Below are 16,852 nucleotides of genomic sequence, written 5' to 3' on the forward strand. Positions count from 1 at the left end.
TGAGTCCTAAAAGCGTCCCTACTGCACGATCACTTCACGGTGTAAGTGGTGGTTTTGCCAGTGCAATCGGTACGGCTTTCAGTAAGTAAGTGCCACTTCCAATCCTTCGGGCGCTGCGTACTCGGACATCCGGCGACGGGACAATTCCAGGTGCGCGCGCACGATATCCCCGGCCAGAACCGGGTCACGGTTTTCAATCGCAGCGATCATTTCGTCATGCTGATCCGCCGCCACTTCCAGGTCTTCCTGCATGTCGGTAGTGGTCGGGTGACGGTAGAAAATCTTGCCCAGCCGTGCGTGGTCGATCAGCAGGCGCTGCAAGCTCGGCATCAAGTAGGCGTTGTGCGCCATCTTGCCGATTTGCAGGTGGAATTCGTCGTTGAAGAGCACGCGCTTCTCGACATCTTTCTCTTCGATGGCGGTGCGGAAAAACGCCTGGATGCGCTTGAGTTCTTCAATCTCGGCAGGCGTGGCGTGGCTCGCTGCCAGTTGGGTGGTGGCGATGTAGATCAGTGGCGCGGCGAGGAAAAAGCTGCGCAGCGATTGGTAATTCATCGACGACACGCGAGCGGCGCGGTTCGCCTCCAGATCGATATAACCCTCGGCCGCCATCTGCCGCATCAACTCACGCACCGGAGGGCGAGACAGACCGAACTCATCACACAAGGCAAGCTCATCCACGACGGCGCCAGGTGCCAGTTCCATGCTCAGGATGCGACGCCGCAGCGCTTCGCCCAACACGGCTTTGCGGTCTACAGGCAAATCATTGCCAGCCTGCGGATCGAGTTCTTTTGTGGCCATCTTCAGAAACCTTCGTACGGGTGAGTGAGCACTGTCTACTACCTGTATTCGTACTATAAGACAACGTTATTCTTTGTGTCTACAATTAAAATACACAAAAGAAACAGGGCCCAATGGCAGGTGATAGACGGTTGGAGGCAGTGGCGCTGGAGTGCGAGAAACAGGGAGGTGAGCGTGGCGAACGCCGTGTAGGAGCTGACGAGTGCAACGAGGCTGCGATCTTTTAAAGCAAGGTCAAAAGATCGCAGCCTTCGGCAGCTCCTACAGGGGAACATGTACACCTGTAGGAGCTGCCGCAGGCTGCGATCTTTTGATCTTCTACCCAGCCGATCTCTACTTGACCAACCGGGTCTCTTTCGAAGGCCGATACCCAAAATACGAGCTGTAGCACTTGCTGAAGTGACTCGGCGACACGAACCCACACGCCACCGACACTTCGACAATGCTCAACGTGGTGTGCTGCAGCAATCGCCGCGCTTCGGTGATGCGCAGGTCCATGTAATACCGCTGCGGTGTAGTGCCCAGTTGTTCCTTGAACAGCCGCTCGATCTGTCGCCGGGAACGTCCGGCATATTCACAGAGCGCTTCCATCTCCAGCGGTTCTTCGAGGTTGGCGTCCATCAGGTTGACCACTTCGCGCAGCGGGCCACAGACCGAGGCGTTCAGCGAGGGCTTGATACGCCGGTAGCGCGAGGCCTCGAAGGCCAGGATGTCTTCGATGCCGTCGGTGAGTGCCTTGTCGTGCAAGCCGCGAATCCATTCCAGCGCCATATAAAAGGTGCCGTTGGGACTGGAGGCGGTCAGGCGGTCGCGGTCCACCACGTAGGCTTCGCTGGTGACTTGCGTCAGCTTGGCGATTTCCGCCAGGGCCGGGCGATGTTCAGGGTGAATCGCGCAGCGATAGCCATCGAGCAATCCGGCCCGCCCGAGGAACCAGGCGCCATTCCAGACACCGGCCAGCGTAACGCCCTGCTCGGCCGCGTCCTGCAACAGGCTGATCAACGCCTCGTCGGCCTTGAGCGCGGTACGGTAGCCGCCACACACCACCAGCAGGTCCAGCTCTTCGATTTCGCCATGACTGAGACAGGCATCCGGCCGGATCACCAGGCCCAGATCGCTGATCACTTCGCCTTCGGCCAGGCCAAAGGTTTTGGTCGAGAACAACTCGGGCCGCAGCAGGTTGGCGGTGATCACCGTGTCGAGGGCCTGGGTGAATGCCGGCAACGAAAAATGCTCCAGCAGCAGGAAACCTGCCCGGGCCCGGACCGACTGGCCGTCGTGCTCATTGAGGTAACGCAGGTTCTTACCCTTCATGGCACCGCTGAACTGACGCCGCTCTACCAACGCACGCCTCGCTTCGTCGTGATGACGAACCTGTGATTGAACGTCTTGATGACTGCTACTCCTGACCCAAAAAGCGAGTGGCCTGTTTACGCAAATTCAGCGCCGTGGGCAAGTGTAAAACCTGTGGGCGGGCCTTTGTGGCGAGCGAGCTTGCTCGCGCTGGGACGCGAAGCGGCCCCAAAAATGGGACTTCTACGCAGTCCAGCGGGAGCAAGCTCCCTCGCCACAGGTACAGTGTTTGTTCTTAAGTGAGCAGCATTGCGCTCCTATAGAGATTGTGCGACTCAACCCATCTGCCGGGGCGAATGACGCTGCAAGGCGCCCCGAGACAAGCGATCAAGCAACAAAGCCACCGCCACGATCGCCAAACCTGCGCGCAGGCCCAGGCCCATCTCCATGCGGGTCAAGCCACGGGTAACTTCCGCGCCAAGCCCGCCAGCACCAACCAGCCCCGCCAACACCACCATCGCCAACGACAGCAGGATGCATTGGTTGAGCCCGACCAACAGCGTCGGCGCGGCGGTGGGCAATTCGATCTTGAACAGGATCAAGCGTGGCGAAGCACCCAGGGCCTGGCCCAGTTCCAGCAGATCCTTGGGCAATTGCTTGAACGCCAGGGTGGTCAAACGCAGCATCGGTGGGATGCCGTACACGATGGTGGCGATGATCGCCGGCACGCGGCCCAGGCTGAACAGCATCACCGCGGGAATCAGGTACACCCATGGCGGCACGGTTTGCATCACGTTGAGGATCGGCAGAAACGCGGCGTCCACCCGCTTCACTCGCGCGGCCAGCACACCGAGGGGAAAGGCAATTGCCACCGAGATCAGCACCGACACCGAGACCAGGGCAATGGTCTGCATCGACGCCACCCACAGCCCCGAGAACAAACAGAAGGCCAGCATCAGCCCGGAAAAAATCGCCACCCGCAGGTTGGCGAAGATGAATGCCAGCACCACCACCACGGCCATCGACACGTAGGGCGACGGCGCCAGCAACGCGGTTTCGATACCGCCCAGGGTGGTCTCGATCACCTTGCTGATCAGCACGAACAGCCCGTGCAGATTGGCATTCAACCAGTCGATGGCCGGGGCGAGAAAGGCGCCGGGCGAGAAACGCAAATCCAGGAGGCTCATTGACTGTCTCCCATCCGCGACTGCGCTGCGCTTTGAGCGAGCCGGTCGAGGATCATGGTCAGAATCACGATGGCAATCGCCGCGTTGATCGACTTGGCGATATCCAGGGTACGCACCGCGCCGTAGATCGATTCACCGAGGCCGCCGGAGCCGACGATGCCGGCAATCACCACCATGCCGAAGGCCATCATCAGGCTCTGGTTGACCCCGGCCATGATGCTGGGCATGGCGAACGGCAGGCGAATCTTGAAGAACATCTGCAGGCCGGTCACGCCGCTGGCCTCACCCAATTCGATGAATTCCTTGGGCGTCATGCGGATGCCCAGGGAAGTCAGGCGCAGCGCCGGCGGCACCGCCACAATGAAGGTGGCGAGCAATGCCGTGGCCGGGCCGTAACCCAGCAGCGCAATCGCTGGCAGCAGGTAGATGTACGGCGGCAAGGTTTGCACCAGATCCAGGCACGGATCGACCACGCGGTCGAACACCGGCGCCAGGCCCGCCAACACTCCCAAGGGCACCGCGACAAGCAAGGCCAGCACCGTGGCCGTGAGCACCAGCGCCAGTGTGCTCACGGTTTCCGGCCACAGGCCGATGATGGCGCAGGCGAGCAAGGCCAGGGTCGACAGCACGGCGAATCGAACACCCACCATGCGCCAGCCAATCAGGCCAATGACAATGGCGATGACGTAGTACGGCGGATAGGCCAGACACCCTTGCACGCCCTTAAACGTGCCTTCGAGCACCTTGTTAAAGGTCTCGAAAATCCACTCGCCATTGTCGGACAGCCACTCCAGGCCGGAGTCGACGACGGCGTCGAACTGTACGGAAAAATCGGGCGTGCTCATGTCGACGCCTCCAGGACGGTGGCCGGCGATTGCGCGGTGCTGTCATTGGGCAAACCTTGCACGCCGCGCAGTAGATCCCGTGGGGTGATCACCCCCACCACCACGCCGTTTTTCACCACGGTGACGGCTTCAAGCTCCGATTGCATGGTCAGGCCGATCAACTCGTTAATGTCTGCTTCGGCCGAGGCTTTGGGCAAGCGCGCAAGGTCGCAGGAGGGATTGGCGGCTTGGTACGCGGCCACCGGCGTCATCACCGAGTGGGCCTTGACCAGGTGCAAGCGGGAGATGCCGGCGACGAACTCGGCCACGTAATCATCCGCCGGGTTGAGGACAATTTCTTCGGCGGTGCCGACCTGGATGATCACGCCGTCCTTCATGATCGCAATGCGATCACCGATGCGGATCGCTTCGTCCAGGTCGTGGGTAATGAAGACTGCGGACTTGCCCAGCTCCTTGGTCAGCTGGCGGAATTCGTCCTGCAATTGCCGACGGATCAGCGGGTCCAGTGCACTGAAGGGTTCATCCATCAGGATCACTTCGGGGTCGGCGGTAATGGCCCGCGCCAGGCCAACCCGCTGCTGCATCCCGCCGGACAATTCGCCGGGGTAGCGCGAAGCCCAGTCAGTCAAGCCGACCTTGGCCAACGCCCGTTCCGCCACCTTATAGCGCTCGGCCTTGCCGACGCCCTGCACTTCCAGGCCGAACGCGGTGTTTTCCAGCACCGTGCGGTTGGGTAGCAAGGCGACACTCTGGAACACCATACCGATGTTGCGGGCCCTGACTTCCCGCAACTTCGCGGGCGACAAGGCGGACAGGTCGTTGCCTTTGACCAGCACCTTGCCGGAGCTTGGTGTGATCAGCTTGTTGAGGAGCCTGATCAGGGTGGACTTGCCACTGCCGGACAGCCCCATGATGCAGAAGATCTCGCCGCGACGAACCTGAAGGCTGACATCCGACACCCCGACCACACAGCCATAATCCTGCAGGATCTGGGTTTTGCTCAGTCCCTTTTGCACCACCGCATCCATTGCCGCCTTGGCGTTCTGTCCGAAGATTTTCCAGACTGACTGACAATCCACGAGTACTTCGTTGGTGTCTATTTTGACCGTATTCATTTGTTTGCCTATTGAACCAGTTTTGCTGGTTTTTCTAATTGATCAAAACTCGGCAGTGGCATGGTTACTGTTGTAGGAGCGAGCAGGCTCGCGATCGGCGTTAACGATTACGCGGGCTGCCTGGATAAACACAGCGCCTTCACGTCCATCGCGAGCAGGCTCGCTCCTACAAAAAATCGTTATTAGGATTATGGCTTCTTAATGTTTTCCCAGCGCTTCAACAGATCAGCGTTCTTGGCTGTCCAGTCGTTAACCGCCTGCTCCATGGTTTTTCCGTCTTTGACTTCACCATTTATGTTGGTGATATCCGCCAGTGGCACATAAACACTGGCCATGACTTCACGGGCATGCGGGTATTCCTCGGAGAAGCCTTTATGGCCGATCCAGTAGTAACCCTGTGGTGGCGGGAATACGCCTTTTGGATCTTTCAGGAACTTGAGATCAAACTTCTGCGCCATCCACGACGGTTCCCAAACGGTCACGGCGACCCATTCCTTGCGATCGACTGCCGATTTCAGGGCGGCGGTCATGGCCGCGGTACTGCCTTCGAGCAGTTGCAGCTTGATGCCATAGTCCTTGACGGCCTTGGTCGCGTCATTCATCAGGCCAGAGCCGGGCTCGATACCGATGATCTTGCCGCCGAACTTTTCAGCGTTGTCATTGAGTTGTTCGAGCGAGTCGATGTCGACGTACTTGGGCACTGCAATCGCCTGGTACAGGCCATAAGACACCGGCGACAGCTTTTCCAGGCGGTTCTTGTTCTTGTTCCAGTAGTCTTGGGCCGCGTAGTCGGTCTGCGAGGCCAGCACCTGGATGTCGCCCTTGGTCAGCGCCGCGTAAGCGATGCCCCATTCGGAGAACTCAATGACCTTGACCGTATAGCCGGAGTCTTCAAGAACTTTTTTGGTAATACCGGTAATGGGCGTCAAATCTTCCCACGACAATGTTCCGACCGTGATGGTTTTCTCTTCTGCGTGAACAGGCAATATGAACATGCCCATCATCACGACTGTACAAACTGCCTTCCAAAACTTGTTCATGGCATTCCTCGATTTTTATTAAACCTGTTTTTATCAGCCTCTAAACAATAGAAGCCCGTGGCGTGAAACTTGACGTCCACCATCCGGTTCAGCGTTTATTGCCTGTCAGCGCTTACCTGAGCTGACACTCAATGCGATTTGCCACTGGGGCAAATTCATCCAAAGACTATTTGGATAAAAAAGTCAGATCCGCTTTCATCCCTTGAGGCGCAATAAACATTTCCATGTTTTCGCGAGAAAGTTCCCAATGTTCAAACACCAGATCCACTACGGCACTCTCGTCGCGATTCTCGATGGCGACGATAAATGAATCGTGATGCTCGGCTGACAGTTCCAGGCGTTGTTCCATGTCCTCGTCGCGAGGGCGGAAAAACGTATGACCGATACGGGCATGATCGATCAGCAAGCGTTCCAGGCTCGGCTCCAGGTACTGGTTGCCGGCCATTTCACCCATGATCGCGTGGAAACGGTTGTTCTCCACCACCATCATCAGCGCATCCCGGGAAGCCGTCGCGGCGCGGAAGCGGCGTTGGGTTTCCTTCAAGTCGGCCAATTGATGGGCCTTGAAGTTCTGCACCGCCAGGCGACCGATCGCGGCGTAAACCATGGGTGCTACCAGGAAGAAGTTGCGCAGGGTCGAGTGGTTCATCGGAATCACCCGCGCGCCCCGGTTCTCCCGGATATCGATGTAGCCCTCACCTGCCAGCCGCCGAAACACTTCACGCACCGGGGTCCGTGAAAGGCCATAGCGCTCGCTGATCGCTACCTCATCCAACGCCTCGTCGGGGTCCAGTTCCATGGTGAGGATCTGACGCTTGAGGTCGTCGTAAAGAGTGCTCTTGCCGTTTTTCACAAAAGACCTCCAGGGCATCGAATCAGCGCTTTGGCGTGGTGTTGAAATCAGATTCGCACGGGTTTCAGGCACCGTCAATGCTTTGTATTTTATTTGTATACACAGAAAATACTGTAAGAACACACATGCAAATCGACGCCAGCCCTTTAAAAACAGGGGCTTGGATTTACGGTATGGAATCGAGGTGGTCGCTAACAGGAATGTTTTCTGTCGCGGATTGGATGGCGCTCCGGGGCGTGTCCGCTGCCGTCCGCGAACGGGGATGTCCGAGGGCGGCATGTCCGGGATTGCCCACGCCATATCGACACCCGCGAACAGTTGCCCAATGGAACCAGGCGAACACCCTAATTATTCACATTTCGTGCGCAAAGCGTTCACTTGTGGAGCCTTGATGCAGGATCTGCGACGAATATGCTGTCCCTACGTTGCACCCCGTGATCTCGCACAAGAAGAAGAGCCCACTCCATGACCACTCCCAGCCCCAGAACGCTCTACCAAAAGCACATCGACAGCCACACCGTTTGCGAACTCGACGATCAGGGCCATGTGCTGCTGTACATCGACCGCCAGGTGGCCAACGAATACACCAGTCCGCAAGCTTTCAGCGGCTTGCGCGAATCGGGCCGCCAGGTCTGGCGCCCGGCTGCCACGCTGGCCGTTGTCGACCATGTAAACCCCACGACGCCGACACGAACTGCTGTGATGCCCGATGCCGGTGGTGCCCGCCAGGTGTCTTACTTCGCAGAAAACTGCCGCGACTTCGGCATCGAGTTGTTCGATGTGCTGGATAAACGCCAGGGCATCGAACACGTGGTCGCTCCCGAACAGGGTTTTATCCTGCCCGGCATGGTCGTCGCCGCCGGTGACAGCCACACCACTACTTACGGTGCCCTGGGGGCATTCGGATTCGGTATCGGCACCTCGGAAATCGAGCACCTGCTGGCGTCGCAAACCCTGGTCTACAAACGCTTGAAGACGATGCGCGTGACGGTCAACGGCTTGCTCGGCACTGGCGTGAGGTCCAAGGACATCATCATGGCCTTGATCGAAAAAATCGGGGCCTCTGGCGCCACCGGTTTTGCGATTGAATTCGCGGGGCCGGCGATCATCGACCTCAGCGTCGAAGCGCGCATGACCATTTGCAATATGGCAGTGGAGGCCGGTGCCAGGGGCGCGTTCATGGCGCCGGATGACAAGGTGTTCGCCTACCTGCAACTCAAGCCGCGCGCGCCTCGTGGCGAGTTGTGGCGCCAGGCTGTCACTCAGTGGAAGGAGCTCTATAGCGATGAAGGTGCGGTGTTCGACCGCGAAGTCATCCTCGACGTCGGTGCGCTGGAACCCATGGTCACCTGGGGCACCAGCCCCGATCAGGCCGCGCCGGTGGGCAGCCACGTCCCGGACCCGGCCAGCGAGCCGGACCTGATCCTGCGTCAGGGCATGCAACGCGCCCTCTCCTACATGGGCCTGGAACCCGGCATGCCGCTGAGCGACGTGATGATCAGCCATGCCTTCATCGGCTCCTGCACCAACGCGCGCATCGAAGACTTGCGCGATGTGGCTCGCGTGGTGCGTGGCAAACGCGTGGCAGCCCATGTGCGGGCGATGATCGTTCCAGGTTCAACCCAGGTTCGCCATCAGGCGGAAAGCGAGGGACTGGCGCAGATCTTTCTCGATGCCGGTTTTGAATGGCGGCAATCGGGCTGCTCGATGTGCCTGGCCATGAACGACGACGTGCTCGCCCCCGGCGACCGCTGCGCATCGAGTACCAATCGCAATTTCGAAGGTCGTCAGGGCGCCGGTGCGCGCACTCACTTGATGAGCCCGGCCATGGTCGCGGCGGCCGCGATTCGTGGGCATTTGACCGACGTCCGTTCGTTCGCTCTGGAGGCTTGAACCATGCAACCTTTCACTACCGTCAGCGGCAGCGCCGCCCCCCTTTTAGCGGCCAACATCGACACCGATGTGATCATGCCCAAACAGTTCCTCAAGGGCATCGATCGCCAGGGACTGGATCGAGGACTGTTTTTCGATTTGCGCTTTTTGGCATCCGGCGAACCCAATCCCGAGTTCGTTCTCAATCAACCGGCCTGGAGCGCTGCGGCCTTTCTGGTCGTCGGTCCGAATTTTGGTTGTGGGTCCAGCCGCGAACATGCGGTCTGGGGGCTGAAGCAAGTGGGCATCAGAGCCTTGATCGGCACCAGCTTCGCCGGGATTTTCTATGACAACTGTCAGCGCAACGGGGTGTTGGCAATTCAGTTGTCCGAAGTTCAACTCAAACAGGTTGCCGAGAGGGTCAGCCATCCGGCGACGGCGCGAATCAGCGTCAACCTGCCGGAGCAAACCCTTTCACTGGCCGACGGCAGCGTGATCCCGTTCGAGATCGATCAACTGCGCAAACAGTCGTTGCTGCTGGGACTCGACGCCATTGGCACGACATTGCAGCGGGCCGAACAGATTCGCCGCTTCGAAGCCCGGCACCTGGTGCAAAACCCCTGGCTAACCTGATGCTTTAACGGTAGGAGCTGCCGCAGGCTGCGATCTTTTGATCTTGTTTTTCAAAAGCAACATCAAAAGATCGCAGCCTGCGGCAGCTCCTACAGGGAGGGGTTATTCGACGGATAAGTCGCGGAAATACGCTTCCAGAAACTCCACGCACACCCGCAATTTCGCCGACTGGCTCAGCCGCGTCGGGTACACCGCCCAGACGTTGGCACTCTGGGTGTAGTCGTGCAGCACCTGCACCAGTCGCCCTTGCGCCAGCATCGGTTTGACGTCCCACATCGAGCGCAACAAAATCCCGCCGCCACTCAAGGCCCACTCCAGAACGATCTCGCCGCTGTTGGACGACAACGGGCCGCTGACCCGCACCGACTCCTCGCGGCCATCCTTCGTCAGGTTCCACACCCCAAAAGCGTTGTTGCGCTCCTTGAGCACCAGGCAGTCGTGGTCTTTCAAGTCCTCCAATGACTGGGGCATGCCCCGTCGCGCCAGGTACTCCGGCGTCGCACACAGCACCCGCCGGTTGCTCACCAACTTGCGCCCCAGGTGCTGACCCGGCAGGTCATCGCCCACGCGAATCTCCAGATCGAAACCTTCGCCGACGATGTCGACCACCCGATCGAACACGTCCAGACGAATCTCCAACTTTGGGTAGGTTTGCGACAGTTTGCAGATCGCCGGGGCCACATGGTTGCGGCCGAAACCGAAGCTGCTGCAGATGTGCAACGAGCCCATGGGCTGGTGCCGAGCCTCGGAGATTTCACCGACAAAATCATCGAAATCCCCCAGCAGCTTCTCGGCCCACACCCGCACCCGTTCGCCGTCATCGGTCAGCGCGATACGCCGTGTGGTGCGATGCAGCAGCCGGGTTGACAGTGTGGTTTCCAGCACCGAAATGCGTTTGCTGATGTAGGCCGGCGAATAGCCCAGCTCTTCGGCAGCACTGGCGAAGCCATTTTTTCGCACGACCGTTAGAAAAACCTTGAGGTCTTCGGGCAAGGGAAATTGATCACGATTCGTGTTCATACGCCTCATAGTTCCGTTGTTTATCACTCAATGCGCGAAGGATAGCATCCCTCTACCGGGCCACAACCGCCCCCCTGTAGGAGCGAGCACGCTCGCGATGAACTCAAAGACACCGCCTTCATTCAGGATGCGCGCGTCATCGTTGACGACCATCGCGAGCAGGCTCGCTCCTACAGAAAAGCAAGCCCGAATTAGCCGTAGTTCCTTACATCCTCGATAAAAACAAACAAGAGGAAACAGCGACATGAACAAGTCCTATGAGCCGTCCCTGAACATCGAAAACGCCCGTCCCAACAGTCTTCTGCAACGCCTTTGCGCGTACGAAATCGGCGTGATCCCCCTGCCGATCTTTCTCGGTATCGCCCTGATCGTTTACCTCTCGGCCCACTTGGGTTTCCTGCCCAAGAACATGATCGGCGGACTCGCGGTGATCATGACCATGGGCATATTTTTCGGCCAACTGGGTTCGCGCCTGCCGATCCTCAAGGAAATCGGCGGCGGCGCCATCCTGTGCCTGATGCTGCCCTCGATCCTGGTGTTCTACGGCTTCTTCGGCCCTGCCACGGTCGATGCGACCAAGATGTTGATGAAGGACGCCAACTTCCTCTACTTCGTGATCGCCAGCCTGGTGGTCGGCAGCATCCTGGGCATGAGCCGCTTCATCCTGGTCCAGGGCATGCTGCGTATGTTCATCCCGCTGCTGGCGGGCACCCTTGCCGCCGTCGCCAGCGGGCTCATCGTCGGCAAGCTCGTGGGCTACAGCCTGCACCACACCTTTTTCTTCATCATCGTGCCGATCATTGGCGGCGGGATTGGTGAAGGCATCCTGCCGTTGTCGCTGGCCTATTCGGCGATCCTCGGCGGCACCCCGGACATCTACGTCGCGCAGCTGGCCCCCGCCGCCGTGGTCGGCAACATCGCCGCGATCATCTGCGCCGGCTACCTGGCCCGCCTGGCGTTGAAACGCCCGAATATCAACGGCGAAGGTTCACTGATTCGCGCCAAAGACGAGAACGACAAATTCCAGGTCAAGGAAGACACAAGCGCCAGCGTCGACTTGCGCGTCATGGGCGCTGGCGTGTTGGTGATCTGCGCCTTCTTCGTCCTCGGCGGTCTGCTGGAAAAAGTCGCAGGCATTCCCGGCCCGGTCATGATGATCCTCGCCGCCGTGCTGTTTAAGTACGTGCGCGTGCTCCCGGAAAAACTCGAAAAAGGCGCCCACACCTTCTACAAACTGGTGTCCTCGGCGTTCATCTGGCCGGTAATGATCGGCCTGGGCATGCTCTACGTGCCGCTGGACAGCGTGGTGAAAGTGTTCTCGGTGGGCTATGTGCTGGTGTGCGTGTCGGTGGTGGTTTCGATGACCGTGGCCGGCTTCTTCATCGGCAACCTGATGAAGATGTACCCCATCGAATCGGCCATCGTGACCTGCTGCCACAGCGGGTTGGGCGGGACCGGGGACGTGGCGATTCTCTCGGCCTCGAACCGGATGTCGCTGATGCCCTTTGCGCAGATATCGACGCGGATTGGCGGGGCTTCGACGGTGATTTTGGCGACAGTGTTGCTGCGCTTTTTTGCTTGAGTCCGATCCCTTTTATTCAGCCCGCGAGATTGCGGGCTTTTTTTCGTCTGCGGCATGACGTGATCCACTGCAACCGAGGGTCACTGACTGGAGTCGAGGTAAGTGCTCGCTCTTAAGCGAACAGTCATTCGTGAAAGGTTGGACGCGATTAAACATCCAACCTCAGCCCAGTGTGTCATGAGGGACGACGTACCACCCTCACCCGTCCACTGCTGCCACCGCCACAGAAAAACCGCTCGCCGCCATCGGACTCAAGTCCCGACACACCGATACCGGCCGGTAGTTTCAGGCTTTGCAGCACCTCGCCGTTTTTCGAGTCGATCCGGCGCAGTTCGCTTTCATCGCCCTCCCATGTGCCATGCCAGAGCGCGCCCTCGACCCAAGTCACGCCGGTGACAAAGCGGTTGGATTCGAGAGTGCGCAGGATCGCGCCATTCTCGGGGTCGATCTGATGGATCTTGCGTTCGCGGTACTGCCCGACCCACAGCGTGCCTTCGGCCCAGGTCAGGCCCGAATCGTTGCCGCCACCGGGGGCCGGGATGGTGGAAAGTACGCGGCCGGTCTGGGGATCGATTTTCTGGATACGGTCCTCGGCGATCTGGAACAGATGCTTGCCATCGAAGGCGGTGCCGGCGTGGGCCGCGACATCGATCGAACGCACAGGCGTGCCGTTGTCGGGATCCAGGGCATTGAGTTTTTCGCCACTGGCAAACCACACCTGACGACCGTCCCAGGTGAGGCCGTGCACGTGATCGACACCTTCGAAGGGGCCATATTCACGGATAATTTCGGCGGCTGACTGTTTCATTTCGGTGTTCCTCGATGGGGGTTGGTGAGGTTCATCCTAATCACCGGGCAGCGGAACCGGGAGTAACAAGGTCGTCGCGAAACCGGGCACCGGCGGGGTCAGCCAACGCTTTGCTCGCCCCTGCCCGAACGACTGCACCTTGCCCTGTGCCGCCAGCGAATCGAGGGTCCGTTGCACCGTGCGCTGGCTATTGCCCAGCGCCAGGGCCAGGGCCGAACTCGACCAGGCTTCACCGTCGCCGAGCAAGGCGAACACCGCAGCGTGCTTCTCCTCGACTGGGGGTGTGAGCAACAAAACATCGGGGCAAACCTGCGCAAGTAAAACGAAGCCGCGTCGAGTGGCGGTCACGTCGGCTAGGGGTTTGAGTGCCGCCCGCAACCGCCCGATTTCAACGCGTAACCGGGCACGATGGGATTCATCGCTGAGTTTGAGGCGAAAGGCGCGGGTGATCAGGGTTTCCCTGGACACATCGTCAGGCCAGGCTTCGGCCAGTGTTCGCGCGAGGGTGAACAGGACCGGCCGCGACGACAACGACACCGACATGCCCGCGCCCCGCACGATGTTTCGACAGGCGTCCACCACCAACGAAGTCGAGGCGAGCAACGCTTCCACTTCATCGAGCAGCACAGGTCGCGACTCACCCTGGGACCTCAACCGGGCGGCAGGACTGTCGAGCATGCGAACGGCACTTTCGACTTCCGCCATCAGCGCGGGAATAGTCGATTGTCGGGCGGCGAGTTCGGCTCTGCCGAGTGCGGCACGCGCCGTTTGCGAATGCAGGTGGCGCATGGCGATGCCCGCCACCACCAGTTCATGGGTCGCCCGCAGTGGCGGTGGCAAGGTTGCCGGATCGAGTTGCGCGAGTTTTTCCTGCGCCTCCTCCAGTTGCCCGATCAGCAACAGGCGGCGGATCTCCAGATACCGTGCATGGGCGGCGTTCGCCCAATCCCCATGAGCCTCCAACGTGAGCCGCGCCGCATCGAGTGTTTTTACCGGCCAACCGAGGTCCCGGGACGCCAGTGCGATCTCGGCTTCGGCCACCACGCACCGCGCCCGCGCGACCGCCTCTTTCACCCCGAATGCCCGCGCGGCGCGACGTAGCAGCGCCTTGGCACGCACCAGATCCCCCAGTTGCGCCATGGCGATCCCGCGCAACGCCAGCGCTGGGGCATCCTCGCGCAGGGCTACCCGATCCAGTGCGCCAAGAGGATCGCCGGCTGCCAGGGCTTGTGCGGCGGCGGTGATCAGCGAGTCCATTGCAGTCCTGCCATGGGTATAGCTCCGATGTTGGAGGGACGCGCTTGAGTCTATCTCAGACTTTCTGGGCCTGTGCTGACCCCATCGCTGGCAAGCCAGCTCCCACAGAATGCGTGCTGGTCCTCAGACTTCAATCCAACACAATACCTGTGGGAGCGTGGCTTGCCCGCAATGGGGCCTTCGAGAGAAGTGAAGATGGACCCGCCTATACTGGAAGGAAAATCGGGTACTTGCGACAAATCAACTCGATTTCCCAGCGGCGTCAAACTGCACGATCGCAAGGAGTCATGTCATGAATACCTACCAGCCTTTGAACTGTGACCTGCATGACTTTCTGGAAATCGCCTGCCTGCGCGGATATCGACTGGAAGTCGAGCTGACGGATGGTGCTCGTTTGGTCGCCAAAGCACTGACCACGCGTACCGCCAGCAGCAAGGAAGAGTTCCTCTTGCTGGAAACGGCTGACGGCCAGCAGGAAATCCGCCTGGACCAACTGCTGGCCATCACGCCACTGGATGTCAATGCGCAGTTCGGGCGGGTGGCATTTTCCGACGCTGTCTGCACGTTCTGATTTGCCGTCCCCCGGAGCTGCCTCGTTGCACTCGACAGCGCCTATACCAGCGACATGCCGCCGTCCACGTGCAACTCGACGCCGTTGACGAACGAACTGTCGCTGGATGCCAGATAGAGCGCTGCTTGCGCCAGCTCATCGGGCTCGCCCAAACGGCCGGCAGGGATCATGTCCGCCATCATCTGCATGAAACCCGGACGTTGCTCTTCTGAAATCCCCAACTTGCCGAGGATCGCCGTATCCACCGGCCCTGGGCTCAGGACGTTGACGCGTATCCGCCGCGCTCGCAATTCCAACGCCCAGTTGCGTGCAAACGCTCCAATGGCTGCTTTGGAACCGGCATACACAGCATGGCCCCCAATCACTTTTGTCGCGGCCAGGGAACTGGTCAAAATGATGCTGCCACCGTCACGCAGCACCGGCAGGATCGACTGCACGCCGAAGAACACGCCCCGGGTGTTGATGTTGAATTGCGCGTCGTACTCCTCGGGTGTGACCTGCTGCGAAGGCGTCTGGGTGACGACCCCCGCATTGGCCATGTAGATATCCAGCGCACCAAAGCGCTCACGTACCTGCTCGGCCACCTCGGCATGGTGCGCCAGGCTGGCGACATCGCCCTTGATACCGATGGCGCCATGACCAATCTGGCGAACCGCGTCGTCCAACACGTCTTGACGACGGGCCGTGACGATCACTTGTGCCCCTTCTTTGGCGAACAGACACGCCGAGGCCAAACCTATACCGCTATTGCCGCCGGTGATCACCGCGACCTTTTCTTGAAGACGTTGCATCTGTGCTGACTCCGCTGGTTGAAGGCGCGCAGTATCATGTCGTGCGCATCCAGCCAACCAGTCCAGCAAAAGGCACATCTGTTGTGCTGCGGAGTCACACCATGTCGAGCCTGCTCAATCAGTCCGCTAGCCTGATTGCCTTTGTCCGCGCGGTTGAAGCCGGCTCGTTCAGCGCCGCCGCGCGCAACGCCGGGACCACACCCTCGGCCATCTCCAAAAGCATTGCCCGACTGGAAACGGAACTGAATGCGAAACTGTTCCGCCGCTCCACGCGCATGCTCAGCCTCACTCCCGAGGGCAAGGCCTTTTTCGAGCGCGTCGCGCCACTGCTGCAAGCGATCGATGACTCCGCCGACGCCCTGCGGGACACCGGCGATGCGCGCGGGCACTTGCGGGTCAGCATGCCCAGTGAACTGGCGCGCTTGCTGATGCCGCGAATAACCTCAGTGTTTCTCGCCGATCACCCTGAGCTGGAGCTGGACCTGACCTTGCTCGATCACCGTGTGGAGCTGATTCGTGAAGGTTACGACGTGATTTTCCGCGTCGGCCCCCTCACCGACAGCGACTTGAAAAGCCGCATGCTCACCCAGCTTGAGATGGCGCTGGTGGCTTCCCCGGCATTTCTCTCTGAATGGGGCAACCCCACGTCCATCGAGGAACTGCGCGCCCTGCCCTTCGTGCGCTATCAGTTGAACGGTCGGACCTTACCCATCGATTTTGCCAACGGTGAAACCCTCGTTCCACGGGGTCGCATGGGCCTGGATTCGGGGTTCGGCCTGCGCGCCGCCGTCCTCGGCGGCATGGGCGTGGCCTACCTGATGAAATGCACGGTGCAACAGGACCTGGATTGCGGCGCCCTGGTCCAAGTGCTGGCCGATCACCCTCTGCCGCCCCGGACGATTCATTCGTTGCACGCCTTTGGCACGCTGACGCCGATCCGGATCAAGCTGTTTGCCGATTTTGTGCAGCAGGAGTTGCAGCGGTTGAGCCCTGCGTAGCAATACCCCCCACTGTAGGCGCTTGCTGGCTCGCGATACACGCCAACGATAACGCGCCTAACCTGACACCCCGCGGTGACCTCCGGTTTATCGCGAGCTTGCTCGCTCCTACAAGGGCGTGCGGCACTCAATCAAACACGACCACTTGTCGCCAAGGCATGAACATACCCCTTGACGTCGATGGGG

16 protein-coding genes are annotated in these 16,852 nt (G+C 59.9%); 5 read left to right on the forward strand and 11 right to left on the reverse strand.

Going from position 1 to position 16,852, the window contains the following annotated elements:
- Positions 1 to 78: 78 nt before the first annotated feature.
- The 7 genes from ABTV22_RS16535 to ABTV22_RS16565 form a co-directional block, all read right to left on the reverse strand.
- On the reverse strand, positions 79 to 801 hold the full coding sequence (locus ABTV22_RS16535; protein ID WP_433735573.1) for a GntR family transcriptional regulator: 723 nt from the start codon (positions 799 to 801) through the stop codon (positions 79 to 81).
- A gap of 333 nt (positions 802 to 1,134) precedes the next feature.
- The gene (locus tag ABTV22_RS16540; RefSeq protein ID WP_433735574.1) at positions 1,135 to 2,145 is read right to left on the reverse strand and encodes a GlxA family transcriptional regulator; all 1,011 of its coding nucleotides are present in this window, start codon (positions 2,143 to 2,145) and stop codon (positions 1,135 to 1,137) included.
- Between the two features lie 284 nt (positions 2,146 to 2,429).
- Positions 2,430 to 3,281 carry an ABC transporter permease gene (locus ABTV22_RS16545; protein ID WP_433735575.1) on the reverse strand — a complete coding sequence of 284 codons (852 nt, stop codon included), beginning with the start codon at positions 3,279 to 3,281 and terminating at the stop codon, positions 2,430 to 2,432.
- Positions 3,278 to 4,126 carry an ABC transporter permease gene (locus ABTV22_RS16550; protein ID WP_433735576.1) on the reverse strand — a complete coding sequence of 283 codons (849 nt, stop codon included), beginning with the start codon at positions 4,124 to 4,126 and terminating at the stop codon, positions 3,278 to 3,280. Before ABTV22_RS16550 ends, ABTV22_RS16545 begins: the two co-directional genes overlap by 4 nt.
- Positions 4,123 to 5,241 carry a quaternary amine ABC transporter ATP-binding protein gene (locus tag ABTV22_RS16555; RefSeq protein WP_433735577.1) on the reverse strand — a complete coding sequence of 373 codons (1,119 nt, stop codon included), beginning with the start codon at positions 5,239 to 5,241 and terminating at the stop codon, positions 4,123 to 4,125. The genes ABTV22_RS16550 and ABTV22_RS16555 overlap by 4 nt, the downstream gene beginning before the upstream one ends.
- Before the next feature lie 188 nt (positions 5,242 to 5,429).
- Complete coding sequence (locus ABTV22_RS16560) at positions 5,430 to 6,281, reverse strand: glycine betaine ABC transporter substrate-binding protein (RefSeq protein ID WP_433735578.1); 852 nt, start codon at positions 6,279 to 6,281, stop codon at positions 5,430 to 5,432.
- A gap of 166 nt (positions 6,282 to 6,447) precedes the next feature.
- The gene (locus ABTV22_RS16565; RefSeq protein WP_433735579.1) at positions 6,448 to 7,134 is read right to left on the reverse strand and encodes a GntR family transcriptional regulator; all 687 of its coding nucleotides are present in this window, start codon (positions 7,132 to 7,134) and stop codon (positions 6,448 to 6,450) included.
- Between the two features lie 465 nt (positions 7,135 to 7,599).
- Between ABTV22_RS16565 and leuC the strand changes: the two genes are divergently transcribed.
- Positions 7,600 to 9,027, forward strand: coding sequence for a 3-isopropylmalate dehydratase large subunit (gene leuC, locus ABTV22_RS16570; protein ID WP_433735580.1), 1,428 nt, complete (start codon positions 7,600 to 7,602; stop codon positions 9,025 to 9,027).
- A 3-nt stretch (positions 9,028 to 9,030) separates the two neighbouring features.
- Entirely contained in the window at positions 9,031 to 9,639 is a 609-nt protein-coding gene (leuD, locus tag ABTV22_RS16575; RefSeq protein ID WP_433735581.1) for a 3-isopropylmalate dehydratase small subunit, read from the forward strand.
- A gap of 102 nt (positions 9,640 to 9,741) precedes the next feature.
- Here the strand turns inward: leuD and ABTV22_RS16580 are convergent, their stop codons facing one another.
- Positions 9,742 to 10,659, reverse strand: a complete 918-nt coding sequence (locus ABTV22_RS16580; protein ID WP_433735582.1) for a LysR substrate-binding domain-containing protein — start codon at positions 10,657 to 10,659, stop codon at positions 9,742 to 9,744.
- A gap of 244 nt (positions 10,660 to 10,903) precedes the next feature.
- Between ABTV22_RS16580 and ABTV22_RS16585 the strand changes: the two genes are divergently transcribed.
- The gene (locus tag ABTV22_RS16585) at positions 10,904 to 12,241 is read left to right on the forward strand and encodes a 2-hydroxycarboxylate transporter family protein (protein ID WP_433735583.1); all 1,338 of its coding nucleotides are present in this window, start codon (positions 10,904 to 10,906) and stop codon (positions 12,239 to 12,241) included.
- Between the two features lie 175 nt (positions 12,242 to 12,416).
- On the opposite strand, the gene ABTV22_RS16590 is transcribed toward ABTV22_RS16585, so the two are convergent.
- Together ABTV22_RS16590 and ABTV22_RS16595 are read right to left on the reverse strand one after the other, a co-directional pair.
- A complete protein-coding gene (locus ABTV22_RS16590; protein ID WP_433735584.1) occupies positions 12,417 to 13,049 on the reverse strand; it encodes a Vgb family protein in 633 nt (210 codons plus the stop codon).
- Between the two features lie 36 nt (positions 13,050 to 13,085).
- Positions 13,086 to 14,306, reverse strand: a complete 1,221-nt coding sequence (locus tag ABTV22_RS16595; protein WP_433735585.1) for a helix-turn-helix domain-containing protein — start codon at positions 14,304 to 14,306, stop codon at positions 13,086 to 13,088.
- A gap of 292 nt (positions 14,307 to 14,598) precedes the next feature.
- Between ABTV22_RS16595 and ABTV22_RS16600 the strand changes: the two genes are divergently transcribed.
- Positions 14,599 to 14,877 carry a Rho-binding antiterminator gene (locus tag ABTV22_RS16600; protein ID WP_433735586.1) on the forward strand — a complete coding sequence of 93 codons (279 nt, stop codon included), beginning with the start codon at positions 14,599 to 14,601 and terminating at the stop codon, positions 14,875 to 14,877.
- Between the two features lie 41 nt (positions 14,878 to 14,918).
- Here ABTV22_RS16600 and ABTV22_RS16605 read toward each other — a convergent pair whose 3' ends face one another.
- The gene (locus ABTV22_RS16605; RefSeq protein ID WP_433735587.1) at positions 14,919 to 15,668 is read right to left on the reverse strand and encodes an SDR family oxidoreductase; all 750 of its coding nucleotides are present in this window, start codon (positions 15,666 to 15,668) and stop codon (positions 14,919 to 14,921) included.
- 101 nt (positions 15,669 to 15,769) lie between these two features.
- Between ABTV22_RS16605 and ABTV22_RS16610 the strand changes: the two genes are divergently transcribed.
- Complete coding sequence (locus tag ABTV22_RS16610) at positions 15,770 to 16,666, forward strand: LysR family transcriptional regulator (RefSeq protein ID WP_433735588.1); 897 nt, start codon at positions 15,770 to 15,772, stop codon at positions 16,664 to 16,666.
- Positions 16,667 to 16,852: the final 186 nt, after the last annotated feature.

It is taken from the genome of Pseudomonas putida (assembly GCF_050990305.1).
In the GTDB taxonomy this organism is placed as follows: Bacteria; Pseudomonadota; Gammaproteobacteria; order Pseudomonadales; family Pseudomonadaceae; genus Aquipseudomonas; species Aquipseudomonas putida_AH.